This window comes from Paenibacillus turpanensis, assembly GCF_011421635.1.
GTDB lineage: Bacteria > Bacillota > Bacilli > Paenibacillales > YIM-B00363 > Paenibacillus_AK > Paenibacillus_AK turpanensis.
Genome location: NZ_WTLI01000002.1, coordinates 44890 through 61424, shown reverse-complemented (window position 1 = coordinate 61424; position 16535 = coordinate 44890). Strand labels below are relative to the sequence as shown.

15 protein-coding genes and 1 other annotated feature are annotated in these 16535 nt (G+C 54.1%); of the genes, 14 read left to right on the top strand and 1 reads right to left on the bottom strand.

Features of this window, described 5'->3' with window-relative positions:
• Positions 1–4 precede the first annotated feature (4 nt).
• The 13 genes from GQS10_RS01915 (at position 5) to GQS10_RS01855 (ending at position 12912) form a co-directional block, all read left to right on the top strand.
• Complete coding sequence (locus tag GQS10_RS01915) at positions 5–1228, top strand: DUF58 domain-containing protein (RefSeq protein WP_166238456.1); 1224 nt, start codon at positions 5–7, stop codon at positions 1226–1228.
• Positions 1225–3462: a transglutaminase TgpA family protein gene (locus GQS10_RS01910; protein WP_166238454.1), complete on the top strand. Its 2238-nt coding sequence runs from the start codon at positions 1225–1227 to the stop codon at positions 3460–3462. Before GQS10_RS01915 ends, GQS10_RS01910 begins: the two co-directional genes overlap by 4 nt.
• Before the next feature lie 110 nt (positions 3463–3572).
• On the top strand, positions 3573–4124 hold the full coding sequence (locus GQS10_RS01905; protein ID WP_341804989.1) for a YqeG family HAD IIIA-type phosphatase: 552 nt from the start codon (positions 3573–3575) through the stop codon (positions 4122–4124).
• Positions 4125–4179: 55 nt separating this feature from the next.
• Positions 4180–5274 carry a ribosome biogenesis GTPase YqeH gene (yqeH, locus tag GQS10_RS01900; protein ID WP_166238904.1) on the top strand — a complete coding sequence of 365 codons (1095 nt, stop codon included), beginning with the start codon at positions 4180–4182 and terminating at the stop codon, positions 5272–5274.
• 26 nt (positions 5275–5300) lie between these two features.
• The gene (gene aroE / locus GQS10_RS01895) at positions 5301–6179 is read left to right on the top strand and encodes a shikimate dehydrogenase (protein ID WP_166238450.1); all 879 of its coding nucleotides are present in this window, start codon (positions 5301–5303) and stop codon (positions 6177–6179) included.
• A 14-nt stretch (positions 6180–6193) separates the two neighbouring features.
• Positions 6194–6487: a ribosome assembly RNA-binding protein YhbY gene (gene yhbY / locus GQS10_RS01890; RefSeq protein ID WP_166238448.1), complete on the top strand. Its 294-nt coding sequence runs from the start codon at positions 6194–6196 to the stop codon at positions 6485–6487.
• Between the two features lie 21 nt (positions 6488–6508).
• Positions 6509–7108 (top strand): nicotinate-nucleotide adenylyltransferase, encoded by a 600-nt coding sequence (gene nadD / locus GQS10_RS01885; RefSeq protein WP_166238446.1) that lies wholly within the window; start codon positions 6509–6511, stop codon positions 7106–7108.
• A complete protein-coding gene (gene yqeK / locus GQS10_RS01880; RefSeq protein WP_166238444.1) occupies positions 7086–7664 on the top strand; it encodes a bis(5'-nucleosyl)-tetraphosphatase (symmetrical) YqeK in 579 nt (192 codons plus the stop codon). The genes nadD and yqeK overlap by 23 nt, the downstream gene beginning before the upstream one ends.
• 44 nt (positions 7665–7708) lie before the next feature.
• The gene (gene rsfS / locus GQS10_RS01875) at positions 7709–8032 is read left to right on the top strand and encodes a ribosome silencing factor (protein ID WP_424991763.1); all 324 of its coding nucleotides are present in this window, start codon (positions 7709–7711) and stop codon (positions 8030–8032) included.
• Positions 8029–8988, top strand: coding sequence for a CvfB family protein (locus tag GQS10_RS01870; RefSeq protein WP_166238440.1), 960 nt, complete (start codon positions 8029–8031; stop codon positions 8986–8988). Before rsfS ends, GQS10_RS01870 begins: the two co-directional genes overlap by 4 nt.
• Entirely contained in the window at positions 8985–9752 is a 768-nt protein-coding gene (locus tag GQS10_RS01865) for a class I SAM-dependent DNA methyltransferase (RefSeq protein ID WP_166238438.1), read from the top strand. The genes GQS10_RS01870 and GQS10_RS01865 overlap by 4 nt, the downstream gene beginning before the upstream one ends.
• A gap of 24 nt (positions 9753–9776) precedes the next feature.
• On the top strand, positions 9777–11420 hold the full coding sequence (locus tag GQS10_RS01860; RefSeq protein ID WP_166238436.1) for a peptide ABC transporter substrate-binding protein: 1644 nt from the start codon (positions 9777–9779) through the stop codon (positions 11418–11420).
• Between the two features lie 139 nt (positions 11421–11559).
• A complete protein-coding gene (locus GQS10_RS01855; RefSeq protein ID WP_166238434.1) occupies positions 11560–12912 on the top strand; it encodes an amino acid permease in 1353 nt (450 codons plus the stop codon).
• Here GQS10_RS01855 and GQS10_RS01850 read toward each other — a convergent pair.
• The gene (locus GQS10_RS01850) at positions 12848–13519 is read right to left on the bottom strand and encodes a LysE family transporter (RefSeq protein WP_166238432.1); all 672 of its coding nucleotides are present in this window, start codon (positions 13517–13519) and stop codon (positions 12848–12850) included. The genes GQS10_RS01855 and GQS10_RS01850 overlap by 65 nt on opposite strands.
• A 147-nt stretch (positions 13520–13666) precedes the next feature.
• Positions 13667–14002 (top strand) — a binding site (T-box leader).
• Positions 14003–14058: 56 nt separating this feature from the next.
• On the opposite strand from GQS10_RS01850, the gene leuS reads away from it, so the two are divergent.
• The gene (gene leuS, locus GQS10_RS01845) at positions 14059–16500 is read left to right on the top strand and encodes a leucine--tRNA ligase (RefSeq protein WP_166238430.1); all 2442 of its coding nucleotides are present in this window, start codon (positions 14059–14061) and stop codon (positions 16498–16500) included.
• The last annotated feature ends 35 nt before the right edge of the window (positions 16501–16535 follow it).

Genomic DNA, 16535 nt, shown 5'->3' with positions numbered 1-16535 from the left:
TGCCGTGCTTCAAGCGCTGAAAGGAATTCGGCCGTCGTCGAAGGTTTGGGTGCTTTTCGCCGTGTGGCTGTGCAGCCTGTTGTTTTTGCTGTTCCAAGGCGGGAAGCTTGCTTTTATGCTGTTTATCATGATGCTGGTGCTTACCGTTTACCTAAGCTTAGGCAAGTGGAGCGGGATTAAAGGGACCGTCGGGACTAGAGCGCTGATCAATACGGAATCAGGCGCTGTGCTGGAGGCGGGGCACTCGGTAGAGGTTCAGCTAACGGTGAACATACCGGGCTATTGGCCGATCCCGTACGTGCTGCTGCGCGACCAGCTCGTTCGCAAGGGCGGAGAAACGCTGGAATTTACGACCTCGTTCGTACCGGATTGGCGCCGCCGTGGGCGGTTAATGTACGTAACGCCCCAGCTGGAACGCGGGTATTACACCTTTGGCGAAACCATATGCTCGACAGAGGATATTTTTGGATTTTTTGAGCACCGCGGAACCATCCGGCTGCCGCTGAGCTTCAGTGTACTGCCGAAGACGGTGCCGATCCGGGAATGGACGCAGTTCCGCCATTTATCGAAGGGAAATCAAAACCATTCCGCTTCGACGAGACATACGAGTGAAACGACACAAATAAACGGCGTTCGCGAGTATCATTACGGAGACAGGCTTTCCCGTGTGCATTGGAACGCGACGGCCCGGACGGGCACGTGGAAATCGAAGGAATTCGAACGCGAGGCCTTGCCGCGCATCGTCGTTATCCTGGATCGCGAGGCTGCTTCGTATGAAAGCCCGGAGCAGTTCGAGCTGGCGGTATCCATTGCCGCGTCACTGCTCCAGTTCGCGGAGCAAAAGCAGCTTGCGGCAGGGCTGTTGTCCACTGGACGCAATTCGGTGTTTTTCGAGCCCGGACTCGGCCGGGCGAAGCTTTCGGAGATGATGCATCACCTCATCGGGGTTCAAGCGGATGGGGCCCATGATCTGATTCATGTGGCGGATAATCGCTCTAGACAGCTGTCCTCCGGCACGGTGCTGGCAGTTGTCAGCCCGAATACGGGGGCATCGATGCTGAAGGTGATGGGCTGGATGCAAACCCGCCAAATGACACCCTGCCACTTTCTGGTAGGCGGGAACGGAAAAGGAGATTGGAGCACGGTTCTTCGCTCCAAGGGCGTCCCGTTGTATGCGGTCCATGAGCTGGGCGGACTTTCGTCCGTGTTAGGAGGGATGCCGCGATGAAAGGTTCGTTATTCTCTTGGAGAAGCTGGCTTCCTGCTCCGGAGCGGTCCCTAATGTATATCCTGTGTGCAGTGTTTCTGTACCAGTATATCGTTTGGTTTGATACGTTCTGGGTGAACGAAACGAAGCCGATTGTTGTGTCCACCTTAATTGCCACTTTACTCGTAGAGATAATTGCCCGCATCCCGGCATGGCTAAGGCGAGCGGTACAGCTGCTATTATTGATTTGGATTCATTTTAAAATTTTAGATATTGTTCCGGTTCCGACCGATGAAGGCTTCAGCGGCGCTGCACGGCTGACCGTCTCTCTTATGGGGACACTGACTCAGCTGAATCCCTTTATTTGGTTTTCCGTTGGTACCTGGTTTATCTTTCTATTTGTTTCCTGGTGGGCGAGCACGAAGCTGAGAATCATCTGTATGATTGGCTTTAGTGTTGTTGCCTTTGCGGTTATCGACTCGTTTAGTCCATATTATATGTGGACACATGTCGCTTTTTTTGTCGGGACAGGACTCCTAATGATTGTCGTCCGCCATTTCTCGGAGGTAAGGAGCAGACATCCCGAAGGCTGGAAAACGCTGAAGGAATATCCGCTCAATACGTTGTTTTTGGTTGGCGGAATTGTCACGGTGACGGTGCTGTTAGGTGTGGCCGCTCCGGATATCCGGCCGCTGGTGACCGATCCCTACACCGCTTGGAAGGCTGCCAAGGGAGAGGCGGTTCCTGCGCTGGGCAAAACGACGATCATCGAGGTTGGGGCAATGGATGCCTCGAGCGGTTACAGCCGCAATGATTCTGCGCTCGGCGGCGGCTTTAACTTTGACTATACGCCGGTGTTTGAGGTGGACACCTCCCGCCGCGCCTATTGGCGAGGGGAAACGCGCACCGTTTATACGGGCGAAGGCTGGGAGCCGTCCGCAGAGGAACGCCGTGTGCCGGTGACCCAGATCAGCTCGGGCAGACAGCTTCCCGGAGACGGGCGGCTGAACACCTCTAAGCTGGAAACGGTTGAGGTTACCCAGAAGGTAAAGCTGCTCAGCGAACAGGCGTATCCGGTTTTATTCGGCGCCTACCGGATTCAGAGCATTACCTTCACGCCGGAGCAGGGGGAGCCTCAGCCGGATCGGGGAAGATGGTCGCCGCAGCAGGAGACGGCAAGATGGATTGAGCGGGGACCGACGAGTTATCCCCAGACCTATGAGATTGTGTCGCAAATGCCCGTCGTAAGTCCGGATGCTCTGCGTGCACTTCCGTCTCCCGTCGTTCCATCCGGTTTGGCTGAGTATACGAGCCTTCCTCCGACGGTAACGGATCGGGTAAGACAGCTGGCGGCCGACATTACAGCCGAAGCGGCGACGCCCTACGATAAGGTAAAGGCGCTCGAAAAACATTTGACGTTAAATTATCCGTATACGACAAAGCCAGATATATCGCTCGGTACATCGAATGACTTTGTGGACCGCTTCTTGTTTGAAATTAAGGAAGGCTACTGTGATTATTTCTCCACCGCCATGGTTGTCATGAGCCGTTCCCTCGGGCTGCCGGCCCGCTGGGTCAAAGGTTATGCGCCGGGCAGTCCTCTCGTGGACGAGGAGCAGATGTTCGGCTTCGTGCCGGAGGCGGAGCGGGAGGAGCTCCTGAATGGTCCGAATGTGTTTACTGTCCGCAATTCGGATGCCCATTCCTGGGCCGAGGTTTACTTCGAGGGTTACGGCTGGATCCCGTTCGAGCCGACTCCAGGCTTTGTGATGCCATCCGTACAGCCTGAGACGGAAGCCGAGCTTCCTGAAACACAGCCGCTTGCGGCCCCGGAAGCAGCGGAAGAAGAGAAGGAAGAAGCCTCCACGCCGTGGTTGGGCGGTGTATGGGCTGCCGCTGCACTGCTGACAGCCGCTGCGCTTTGGCTGCTGAACCGCCGGTTCGGCTGGGTGAAGCGGTTTGCCGCAGGAAAACGGAGGGCCTCTGCGCGAGCGAGTGATCGAAACGGCAGGCTGGTCGCCGAATTTGAACGGCTGCTGAAATATTTCAGGCGCAAAGGGCTCGTTTGGCAGGAAAATGAGACGGTACGCGAGATGGCGGTCCGTTGGACCGGAAGGTACCGTTTCCTTCAGACGGATTTGCTGCCGCTGATCGAGCAGTTTGAGCGGGCGAAATACAGCAAAGCTCCTATTTCCGAGGAGGAATACCGCACAGCCGAGGCGAGAATGCGCAGCCTGCGGGAGAAGGTAAAATAAATAATGCATCGATGGATGCCGCATTTCGCCGGCGCTGCTGCCAAGCTGCGCAGGACGGGATGCGGCATTTTCATGCGGAGGGCAATCCTTTTGCAACAAAAAGAAAAAATATGGTATCATTTCACGTAAGATACGTACCGGGAGGATACCGAATGTTTACGCGAATGGCTCCAAAGCAGCATGCCAACACCGTATTCGATATCGATTTGGAAAAGCTGAAGCAGGCCGGGATTCGCGGGATCATTACCGATCTCGACAATACACTGGTTGGTGCTAAGGCGCCGAATGCTACGCCGGAGCTGGTAAACTGGTTTGCCAAGCTTAGAGCATACGGTTTTTCTGTCGTTATTGTTTCCAACAATGGAAAGCACCGGGTGAGCCGCTTTTCCGATCCGTTAGGATTGCCTTACATATATAAAGCCAAAAAACCGATCCGTACCGCCTTCCGGCAGGCGCTTGGCATGATGAATCTGCAGGCGTCGGAAACCGCCGTCATTGGGGACCAGATGGTGACGGATGTACTGGGCGGCAACCGCATGGGGCTGCATACGATTCTTGTGAAGCCGATTGCGCCTGCGGATGAAGGCTTCTTTACCCGGATTAATCGCAGGATTGAAAAAGCGGCTATCGCCAGCCTTCGCAAAAAAGGGCTGCACCCTTAAGCCGCTCTAAACCTAAGGAGGACAACCAGCATTGGCAACATCATCAACAGAACATATGTGTGAGGGCTGCGGTGTAGCGCTGCAAACGGAGGATAAAGGGAAGCTTGGCTTCATTCCCGCATCGGCACTTGAACGAACTCCAATTGTATGCCAACGCTGCTTCCGGCTGAAAAACTATAACGAGTTTCAGCGGACAGCTTTAGACGAAACGCATTTCCTCCGCTTGCTATCACAAATCGGGGAAACGCGTTCGCTCGTCGTGCACATCGCCGATATTTTTGATTTTGAGGGCAGCATTATTAGCGGCCTGCAGCGTTTTATCGGCGGCAATGAGGTACTGCTCGCTGTGAACAAGATGGATCTGCTGCCGCAAAATGTGAACCGCAACCGGATCGTGAACTGGGTTCAGCGGCAGGCCAAGGAAATGGGGCTTAAAATTGCGGACGTCGTTCTGTGCAGCGCGAAGCAAAGCGACGGCTTTGAGAGGCTGATTGAAAAAATTCAGCAGCTGCGAAAAGGCCGGGACGTTTATGTGGTCGGTGCGGCGAATGTGGGCAAATCAAGCCTGATCAACCGGCTCATTCATGACTACAGCGATTTGGATGCGGAGCTGACCGTTTCCCGTTATCCGGGGACGACGCTCGATTTTGTCAAGATTCCGCTGGAGGACGGCAAGTACATCGTCGATACGCCGGGAATTTTATACCGATCCCGCCTAACGGAGCTTGTAGCTCCCGATGTTCTAAAGCAGCTGCTTCCGGACAAGCCGTTGAAGCCTGCGGTTTATCAGCTGAACAGTGGACAGACGCTGTTTTTCGGGGCGCTGGCGCGTTTTGATTTTGTAAAAGGGGAGCGTCAATCGTTTACGTGTTACGTCTCGAATGCCATCAACATTCATCGGACGAAGACGGAAAAGGCGGATGAGCTGTACGCCGAGCATAAAGGGGAGCTCTTGACCCCGCCGACACGGGATGAGCTGGAAGAGCTTCCGCCGCTGACCCGTCATTCCCTGCGAATCCGCCCGGGCGAGCAGCTTGACGTTTCGATTTCCGGCTTAGGCTGGATTTCCGTCAACGGAACGAGCGGTGCGGATGTGGAGCTATATGCGCCGAAGGGCGTGCGTGTCGTGACGCGGGAGTCGTTGATTTAATTAGAGGGAGAGGGGGCGTGCGGACGATGGGAGATATGGAGCAGGGCAAAGTGCCGGTAAACAGTGAAACGAAGGTATACGGCGTGTACGGCGATCCGATTAAACAATCCAAGTCGCCGCTCATGCTGAACCGTGCCTTCGCCGAGACGGGAATCAATGCGGTGTATGCCGCATTTCATATTTTACCGGGACGCTTGGAAGCAGCTGTAGCTGGAATCCGCGGAATGGGCTTTGGCGGCGTGAATGTGACGATTCCATACAAAGTTGAGGTTATGCAGTACCTCGACGAAATCGACGAGTCGGCACGTTTTGCCGGAGCGGTGAACACGATCGTCAACCGCGAGGGCGTCCTGACCGGCTACAATACCGACGGAATCGGTTATGTCCGGTCGCTAAAGGAAGAAACCGGCGTGCAGCTTCAAGGCAAGCGCATTCTTATGATCGGGGCCGGCGGCGCGGCACGCGGGGTCGCTTATGGACTCGCGAAGGAAGGCGCCGGAACGATTTATATCGCCAATCGTACGGCCGATAAAGCATCGGAGCTCGCCGCGATTCTGAAGCCGATTTGCGAAGCGCAAGGAATGGGAATGGAAGGGATCGTTCATATTAAAGATAAAGTCGATCTCGTAATGAATACGACTTCAGTCGGTATGCATCCGAACGTTGATCAGATGCCGGTCGAACCTGATTGGTTCCGTCCGGGCATGATCGTCAGCGATTTGGTGTATAATCCGCTGGAAACAAAGCTGCTGCGCGAAGCGAAGCAGCGCGGCGCGCAAACGCATGGCGGACTCGGGATGTTTGTTTATCAGGGTGCTTATGCATTTGAATATTGGACCGGCGCGGCCGCGCCGGTGGAAGCAATGCGCGACGCCGTGCTCCGTTCGTTAAGGGGAAACAACTAGGAAGAGGGAATCTCATGCTATCAGGTAAACAGAAACGGTATCTTCGTTCAATGGCTCATCATTTAGACCCGATTTTTCAAGTAGGCAAGGAAGGCGTCAGCGGGCATATGATTACTAGTATAGGCCAGGCGCTGGAACGGAGAGAGCTGATTAAAGTATCCGTTCTCAACAACTGCGGCGAAGATCGCACGGAAGTCGCGAACGATATCGCCAAGGGCGCTGACGCGGAGCTGGTGCAGGTCATCGGGAGAACGATTGTCTTATATAAGGAATCGGAAAATTATAAAACGATCGAGCTGCCCCGGTAATACCGAGGGGAGTTGGGGAAATTGGACATCGGCATTATGGGAGGCACGTTCGACCCGATTCATTTCGGGCATTTAATCGCTGCTGAACGTGCGATGGAAGATGCGCGGTTGAACGAGGTTTGGTTTGTCCCAAGCCATACGCCCCCGCATAAGCAAAAAACAACAGGTCCGAATGCGGAGCATCGGCTGGCGATGGTCGAGCTCGCTGTGGAGGGAAATCCCTGCTTTCGGGCCATGGACGATGAACTGAAGCGGGGCGGGACTTCGTATACGTACGATACGCTGGAGTCTTTTCGCCAGACCTACGCAGGCTACCGCTTTCATTTTATAATCGGTGCGGATATGGTGCAGATTTTGCCGCAATGGCACCGCATCGAGAACATCGTCCGTCATTTTCGCTTCATCGGACTGCAAAGGCCGGGCTACGAGCTCGACCTTGCAAAACTCCCGCCTGACATTAGGGCGGCGGTATCGCTCGTTCCGATGCCGGAAATCGGCATTTCGTCCACCGACATTCGAACCCGGGCTTCTTCAGGGCAGTCCATTCGCTACTTGCTGCCGGATTCGGTGTACCACTACATAAAGGAGAATCAGCTTTATGAAACCATGGTCCCGAAATGAAATAGCGGAAAGCGTGAAGTCGCAAATGCCGGAAAAGCGCTGGCTTCACACCTTGGGTGTGATCGAAAGTGCCAAGGTGCTGGCAGAACGTTACGGCGCAGACCCGGTAAAAGCCGATTTGGCCGCCTTGATGCATGACGTCGCGAAATTTTGGCCAATTGAGAAGCAGCGCGAATGGATTGTGGAATACGGTCTTCGCAGCGACGTGCTGGATTACGACAAGGAGCTGTGGCATGCCCCTGTAGGTGCGGAAGCAGCGAAGCGGATGTACGGCATCCAGGATGAAGAGGTGCTCGATGCGATTCGTTATCACACCTCGGGCCGGGAGCATATGACGCTGCTGGACAAAGTCGTTTGTTTGGCAGACTACATTGAACCGGGCCGAAGCTTCCCGGGTGTTGAGCAAATTCGTCTAATTGCCGAGCGGAGCTTGGAAAAATCTCTGGCTGCCGCATTCGGAACGACGATCCAATTTTTGATAGGGAAAGAAAAACGCATTTATCCATTAACGGTTCTTGCACGCAACGGCCTATTACAGCCGTTCCCAAACGAATGATTTTATAGGAGGTAAGGCTATTGGTTACGAACTCGGAAAAGCTCATGCACGCGGCATACAAAGCGGCGGAAGATAAGAAGGCGGGCAACATCATCGTATTGAACCTTACGAACATTTCCTTGATTGCCGATTACTTTATTATTTGCCACGGTAACTCTGACACACAGGTTCAGGCGATCGCAAACGAGATTCGCAAAACGGCGCATGAGCTCAATGTGAATGTGAAAGGGATCGAAGGCATGGACAGTGCCCGCTGGGTGCTGGTCGACCTTGGAGATGTTGTGGTGCACATCTTCCACCGCGAGGAGCGCGAATATTACAATATCGAGCGTCTGTGGTCGGATGCGAAGGTAGTGGAGCACGCATGACTTTAGAAGCCGGAATTACCGTAACACTTACCGTTGACCGTGAGGTTTCCCCTTACGGCTTTTTTGTTACCGATGGCGATCGGGAAGTGCTGCTGCATTACAATGAAATCGAGGGCTCCATTAAAGTCGGAGATCAGGTCGAGGTGTTTTTGTACCACGATACGAACGACCGCCCGGCAGCAACGATGAGGAAGCCTTTTCTGCAGTACGGCGAAACCGGACTGCTGGAGGTTGCCGATATTCATCCGAAGATGGGCTGCTTTCTCGAATTCGGGCTCGGAAGGCAGCTGCTGCTTCCGGCGAACACGCTTCCGGAGCTCCCCGCGCTGCATCCGCAGGTGGGGGACCGGGTGTACGTAACGGTTGACCGCGACAAGCAGGGCCGCCTGCTGGCTAAGCCGGCACGTGAGGAAGAGCTGGCGCCGTTATGCGTGCGTGCTCCGGCTACTTGGAAAAACAGGACGGTCGAGGCCATTGTGTACAAGTCTTTGCAAATGGGCTCGTTCGTGGTATGTGATGCAGGTGTGCTCGGCTATGGCGTGCTCGGCTTCATTCATGAGCGCGAGCGGACGCGCCAGCTTCGCGTGGGCGAAAAGGTCGAAGTGCGGGTCAGCTTTGTGCGTGAGGAGGACGGCCGGGTCAACTTGACGATGCGTCCGCTGAAGCAAGTTGCCCATACCGAGGATGCCGACCGGATTTACGCCTTCTTGTCGGAGCGCCCGAACGGGGCGATGCCGTATTCCGATGAAACGCCAGCCGACGTGATCCTGAAGCGGTTTGGCATCAGCAAAAGCGCGTTTAAACGAGCACTCGGCAAGCTGATGAGGGACGGGCTTGCCGTCCAGCGCGGAAGCTGGACGTACATGAAAGGCTCGGAGCCGGAGGAGGGTGCTGGGGATCATGCTGCCGCTGCAACGAGCGGTGAAACCGGCTCCGCCGAGGACTCCAGGCCATGAGTGCGTCCTATACCGGATTTGCCGATGTCTACGATCGGCTGATGGAGGACATGCCTTACGGGGACTGGGTAGAGTTTGCCCTCCAGGTATGGGACAGCGGAGATGCTCCGGGACTCGCCGTCGATCTCGGCTGCGGGACGGGCAACGTATCGATCCCGCTGGCTCAGCTGGGCTGGAACGTAACCGGCATCGATTTGTCTCCTGCGATGATTAACGTAGCGCGGCGGAAAGCTGCCGTTGCCGCAGGGGCGATGAAAGCGGCCGGAGGCTCGGCCGCCTTTGAGGAAGGAGATATGCGCAGCTGGGCGCCTGAGCGCCCGGCTGATTTCGTGTTTTCCTTCTGCGATTGTCTAAACTATTTACGGTATGATAGAGATGTGAGAGATACGTTTCGAGCCGTTTATGAAGGACTTGCCCCAGGCGGCCGATTTGTTTTTGATCTCCATCATCCGTCCATGCTGCCCCGTTTTGCCGAGGAACAGCCGTTTTTGCTGCGAGAAGAGGAAATCGCATATTTATGGACGAGCGAATGGGACGGGGAACGCAGCGAGATCTCGCATGAGCTGACATTTTTCATTCAGGAGCATGGGGGCTTCTATCGGCGCGTGGAAGAAAAGCATATTCAACGGGCCTATGAGCCCGGTGAAATCATAGAGTGGCTCAGGGCTTCCGGATTCGATAGAGTACGAGCCTGTGCGGATTTTTCGTTTGACGAGGTGGACGAAAGTACGGAACGAATGTTTTTTATTGCCTACAAACCTTAACAAAAGTGTGGGGAGAAAAACGTGATGAGGATGGGGAAACTTCTTTTCTATTGGCTGCCATTGGTTGCGGTTGCGATTGCTGCCGTATTTTCGTTTTATGGACAAGCGGGGGAAGGGAGCGGGAGCATCCGATCGGTGTTCCGGCTGAATGTCGGGGAGGATCCGGTGACGCTCGATCCCGCAGCGGCGCAGGATATCAGCTCTGTCACGGTTATTAATCATGTGATGGAGGGGCTTACCCGGGAAGAAGGAGATACGGGGAAGTATGTCCCGGCTGTTGCGGAGCGCTGGACCGTGTCGGAGGATGGGTTAACCTACACCTTTACACTGCGTGAATCTGCGAAATGGAGCAACGGTGATCCGGTGAAGGCCGGCGATTTTGTGTACGCTTGGCAGCGGGCGCTTGCGCCTGAAAGGCAAAAGCAGTCGCCGTACGCTTATCAATTTTTTTATTTGAAAAATGCCAAGGCTTATCATGAAGGCGCCATTGCCGATTTTAACGAGGTCGGAGTAAAGGCCGTCGATGAACGCACGCTGGAGCTTACTCTGCAATATCCTGCTCCATTTATGGATGCATTGGTTTCGCAGACTACATTTTTTCCGGTGCATTCTGCTTCCGTTCGTGCTGAAGGGTTCCAGGGCTTTACAACAGGAACCGGCTTGATTACGAACGGCCCATTCCAGCTGACAGAATGGAAGTCGAAGGAACGAATCGTTCTGAAGAAAAATGAAACGTATTACGATGCGGGCGAAATACGCTTCAGCGAAGCGCATTTAAGCATGGTGCCGGATGGTAAGCAGGAGCTCTCGCTTTTCGCCAGCGGTAAGCTGGACTGGGCCGGCCGGCCGTACCGCGAGTTTATGCCGGGTGAGCTGGGTACGCTCCAGCCGAGCTTGAAAAGCAAAGGCATCGGCTCGGTTTATTATTTGGCGGTAAATGCGCTGGAGCCGCCTTTTAACCAGCCGGCAATCCGCATGGCTTTATCGATGACGCTCAGCCGGAGCGAGCTGCTCCAGCGCGCCGGGCTCACGGAACAGCGCGAGGCGCTTGGTTTCGTGCCCGAGGGGATCCGGGGAGCGGAGGGCGCGGCCGGCGATTTCCGCTCCCAAGCGGGAGCCGCCGTCCCCGCACAGCATACGGAGGAGGCCCGCAGACTGCTGGCCGAGGGATTGAAGCAGGCGGGCATGTCCGAGCTGCCGGAAATCCGTTTCGTCATTAACCAAAATGAAGACCACCAGCGAATTGCCGAGGCGGCCGCGGCCATGTGGAAGGAAAGCCTGGGCGTACGGGTGAAAATCGAGCCGCTTGCATGGGATGCGTTCCTAAGCACGATGGAATTCGGCAATTACCATGTCGCGAGGGGCGGCTGGGCGGCAGAATTTAATGACCCCCTCGCGTTTCTTTCCATGTGGAGCACCTCATCGGCAAACAACACCTCCGGCTGGCGGAATGAGCAGTATAACAATCTGATTAAGGAAGCCTACACCCTAAAAGAGTCGGAGAAGCGAATGCAGGCGATGTTTGCTGCAGAAAAGCTCCTCGTTGAGGAAGCCGTCGTTATTCCTATTTACTATTATTCCGGGTCTTGGCTGCAGCATCCCGGACTTCGCGAAGTGTACCTGGATTACAAGGGAGACATCCATTTTGATCGAGGGTATATAGAGTAGCCTTATTTCAATCCTAAGCAAAAAACAGGCGATCGGTCCAGGAGAGAGTTCTTCTGGATCGGGTCGCCTTTTTCTTGCCGCATAAAAGCGTGTTTTTTTCAAACACTATGCAGACCTTTCATAATTGGAGGAATGCAGTATGGGCGGAAAATCACAACAGACGGGGGATTTGAATTGGTGGAAGCTGGCCATTCTCGGACTCGGCTTCACAACCGGCACCGGTTTTTTTCTTGGTTCCAGCTTGGCCATTGAGCAGAGCGGATTTTCGGTCCTGATTTTATTTTTAGTAGCGGCGATAGGAACGTATTTTGTGTACAATTCATTAGCCAGTATGATTGCGCAGCATGCGGAAAAGGGCTCGTTTCGGGCGTATTCCACCAATGCCTTCGGGCGTTGGGCCGGCTTTAGCCACGGGTGGATTTACTGGCTGTCGGAAATTTTAATATTAGGAAGCCAGCTGACGGCGATCGGCTTGTTTACCCGGTTCTGGTTTCCGAACGTTCCGCTATGGCTGCTGGCTGCGATTTACGCGTTGTTAGGGGTCGGGATTGTTTTGCTTGGAACGAAGGGCTTTGAGAAGGCGGAAAATATATTTGCCGTAGTCAAAATAACGGCGATTCTGTTGTTTGTTGTGCTGGCGGTACTCGTTATTTCGGGGGTGTTGGGGCAAGAAAACGCCCACATGCACACCCCGCAGCAAATGAGCGATTTCTTTTCACACGGCTTTATGGGGATGTGGACGGCGCTTATTTATGTGTTTTTTGCATTTGCGGGAATTGAAGTGATGGGGATTATGGCCGGCCAGCTGAAAAACCCGAAGGATGCTCCTAAATCCGGCCTGGTCATGCTGTCAGTCATCGCTTGGTTGTATATTGTGTCGATCGGCTTTGCGATGCTGCTTGCCCCCTTGGAAAACTTTACAACAGACGAAAGCCCTTTTGTAACAGCTTTAAATGACCTGCACTATACGGTGATTGTCCATATTTTTAATGGGGTACTGATCATCGCCGGCTTTTCCAGCCTGGTGGCGTCCTTATTTTCAGTAACGCAAATGATGTTCACGATTGCGGAGGCGGGGGATGCTCCCAAGCTTCTGACGAAAAAAACGAAAAAAAATTTACCGTACATGTCGCTGCTGCTTACTGTCGCAGGCATGACGGTTTCGATTGTTACGGCGCTGCTGCTGCCGCAGAAGGTGTACGAGTATATTACGACAGCAGGCGGCTTAATGCTGCTTTATTCATGGCTGTTTATGGTGTTTGCGGCTCGGAAGCTGCTTAAGCTCAGTGCGTGGGGGCACATCAAAACGATTGGTGCCGTAATTTTGATTTTCATTGCGGCATCAGGGACGCTCTTTGACCCGATGAGTCGTCCCGGCTTTTTTATCAGCTTGGCATTTGTGCTGCTGATTGGCATCGTCGTTCTGTTTATGCGGAAAAAATGGAAGAAAAATAAGGAAGGTCATACGAGACGCGTGAAGCCATTAATTTAATGGCCTCCCAGCCGAAATAGACGCCGAAGCCGATCAGGGATAGGCCAGCAAGCTTTGTGATGAAAACGAGTGCGCCTCTGCGGATGAATCTGCTGAACAGACTAGCGACGAGGGCCATTGTTACATCCCATAGGAACAGTCCGATAAAAATGCCGGAGCTGTACAGCAGCAAATCCTTAGTGGCGTAGGATTCCGCCGTTTTGGCGAGGATGGATCCATAAATTCCCAGCCAAAATAAAATGCTGAGCGGATTCGTCAAGGTCATGAAAAAACCGGAGGAGAAGGAGCGGATCGGTGATTCCGGACCATCGCCACCCCGGGTCATAATGCCGTTTGCATTTCGGATGCTGTCGATCCCGCAGTATAGGAGGACAAAGCAGCCAAAGGACCAAAGAAATGTTTTCATAAAAGGGGTGCTTAGGAAGTGGGCGCAGCCGAAGTAGATGAGCAGCATAAAAATGGCGTCTGCAACCATGGCTCCAAGGCCCACCAGCCAAGCGTGCCAAAAGCCGAACCGGATGCCTTTGTCCAGCTGAGCGGCGTTGACCGGACCGATCGGTGCTGCAAGCGAAAGCCCGAGTAAGATATAGCTGACGAAGATACTCATTGCACAACTCCCTTTTTTGTGTGTAGTTTGGCAGAATAGAGCTTGTAAGCCTTGTACAATTTATTAAGTTTAATCGCGGAATATAACTGCAAAAACTTGACAGCGCGCCTATTGTTTTTCTATAATATCGTCAACTAAGTTCTACAAAGAAAAGCTTTGATGAGGAGCAGTACTTCCTTGATTGTCTTTCAGAGAGCCGGTGAAGGGTGGGAACCGGCAGACAAAGGGAACGAACTCGCCTCGGAGCTCTGCAGGACAAAGGCCGGACGTAAGCCGTGAGGCATTCGGGCAAACCTGTGGCGTAAGCCGGCGTTAAGGGCGAATAAGTGAACGGTACACCGGTTCGTATGCGATCGAGCTCCTAGGAGGGCTGCAGCGGCGGTGGAAAGTGAAATCTACGGATGCCTTGCGTGCTCCTTAGACTCGCGGCCGTTAAACAGGGTGGTACCACGGGATAGGTAAAGCATACCTCTCGTCCCTAGCAGAAATGCTGCTAGCGGCGAGAGGTTTTTTTGTGCGAACAAAAGGGAGGAAATACGATGAGCCAGCATGAAGAAGGGCGCGGTTACCGCCCGCAAAGCATTGAGCCGAAATGGCAGGCGTATTGGGAGCAGAATAAAACATTTAAAGTACTGGACGACGCGTCCAAGCCAAAGTTTTACGCGCTGGATATGTTCCCGTATCCATCCGGGGCAGGATTGCATGTAGGGCATCCGGAGGGTTATACGGCAACGGATATTGTATCCCGCTATAAGCGGATGCGCGGCTTTGACGTGCTTCATCCGATGGGCTGGGATGCGTTTGGACTGCCGGCGGAGCAGCATGCCCTTGATACCGGTAAGCATCCGCGCGATATTACATTCGTCAATATCGATAATTTCCGCAGACAAATTAAGTCGCTTGGCTTCTCGTACGATTGGGACCGGGAGTTCAGTACGACCGATCCGGACTATTACAAGTGGACGCAGTGGATTTTTATTCAATTGTATAAAAAAGGTCTCGCCTACGTTGCAGAAGTGCCTGTAAACTGGTGTCCGGCTCTGGGCACGGTGCTTGCGAACGAAGAGGTCATCGACGGCAAGAGCGAGCGCGGCGGGCATCCGGTTATCCGCATGCCGATGCGCCAGTGGATGCTGCGCATTACCGAATATGCCGAAAGATTGCTGGAGGACCTGGAGGAGCTGGATTGGTCCGAAAGCATTAAGGATATGCAGCGCAACTGGATCGGCAAATCGACAGGTGCGGAAGTCGTATTCGAGATCGACGGAAGCGCCGGCGAGTCGATTACTGTATTTACGACACGACCGGATACACTGTTCGGGGCAACCTACTGTGTGCTTGCTCCAGAGCATGAGCTTGTAGCGAAAATTGCGACACCGGCACAGGCGGAAGCAGTGAAGACATATCAGGACCAGGCGGCGCGCAAGAGCGATCTGGAGCGTACCGACCTTGCGAAGGATAAAACGGGCGTATTTACCGGAGCTTATGCGATTAACCCGGTGAACGGTGCGAAGATTCCGGTTTGGATCGCCGACTACGTTCTTGGCGGATATGGCACCGGCGCAATTATGGCCGTTCCGGGCCACGATCAGCGCGACTGGGAATTTGCGAAGAAGTTTGAGCTGTCGATTGTCGAGGTTGTTGAGGGCGGTAACGTCGAGGAAGAAGCGTTTGCCGGAGACGGCGCGCATGTGAATTCCGACTTCTTGAACGGCTTGAACACGGAGCAGGCGATTGCCAAGGCGATCGAATGGCTGGAGCAGAACGGCAAGGGTTCGAAGAAGGTGACCTACCGTCTGCGCGACTGGCTGTTCAGCCGTCAGCGTTATTGGGGCGAGCCGATCCCGGTTATTCACTGGGAAGACGGCACCATGACGACGGTGCCGGAGGATCAGCTGCCGCTGGTGCTGCCGGACGTTGATGAGATCAAGCCTTCCGGTACCGGTGAATCGCCACTGGCAAATGTAACCGAGTGGCTGGAAGTAACCGATCCGTTGACCGGCAAGAAGGGCCGCCGCGAAACGAACACGATGCCGCAGTGGGCGGGAAGCTGCTGGTATTACCTGCGCTTTATCGATCCGCACAATTCCGAGGAGCTGTGCTCGCAGGAAAAGCAACAACGCTGGCTGCCTGTTGATCTGTATATTGGCGGCGCCGAGCACGCCGTGCTTCACCTGCTGTATGCCCGTTTCTGGCATAAGGTGCTTTACGATATCGGCGTAGTGTCGACGAAGGAGCCGTTCCATAAGCTCGTCAACCAAGGCATGATCCTTGGCACAAACAACGAGAAGATGAGTAAGTCGCGCGGGAACGTCGTTAACCCGGACGACATTGTCAACGAATACGGTGCGGATACGCTGCGTTTGTACGAGATGTTTATGGGGCCGCTGGAGGCGACGAAGCCATGGAACACGAACGGAGTAGAGGGCGCATACCGCTTCCTGGCGCGCGTATATCGTTTGTTCGTCACGGATGACGGTGCGTTGAACAGTAAAATTACAGAGGCTGAAGCAGCGGATGAGTTTAACCGGGTGCTCCATAAGACGATTAAGAAAGTGACCGAGGATATGGAGGCGCTGCGCTTTAACACAGCGATCAGCCAGCTGATGATCTTCGTAAACGAAGCGTATAAGCAGGATGTGCTGCCGAAATCGGCAATGGTAAGCTTCGTGCAGCTGCTTGCTCCGATTGCTCCGCATTTGGCGGAAGAGCTGTGGGAGAAGCTGGGGCACAGCGGCACGATTACGTATACGTCATGGCCGCAGTACGATGAGGCGTTTACCGTTGAGGACGAGGTGGAAATCGTCATTCAGGTGAACGGAAAAATTGTGGAACGCGCTAAAGTGTCCAAGGAGCTGGATGGCAGTGATCTGGAGGCATTTGCGAAAGGTCTTGACAAAGTAAACGAGGCGATCAGTGGCAAGACGATCCGTAAGGTCGTCGCCGTCAAGGGCAAGCTGGTCAACATCGTCGCAAATTAATACCGCAAACCCAAGAAGGGGAGCAGCGATTTTCA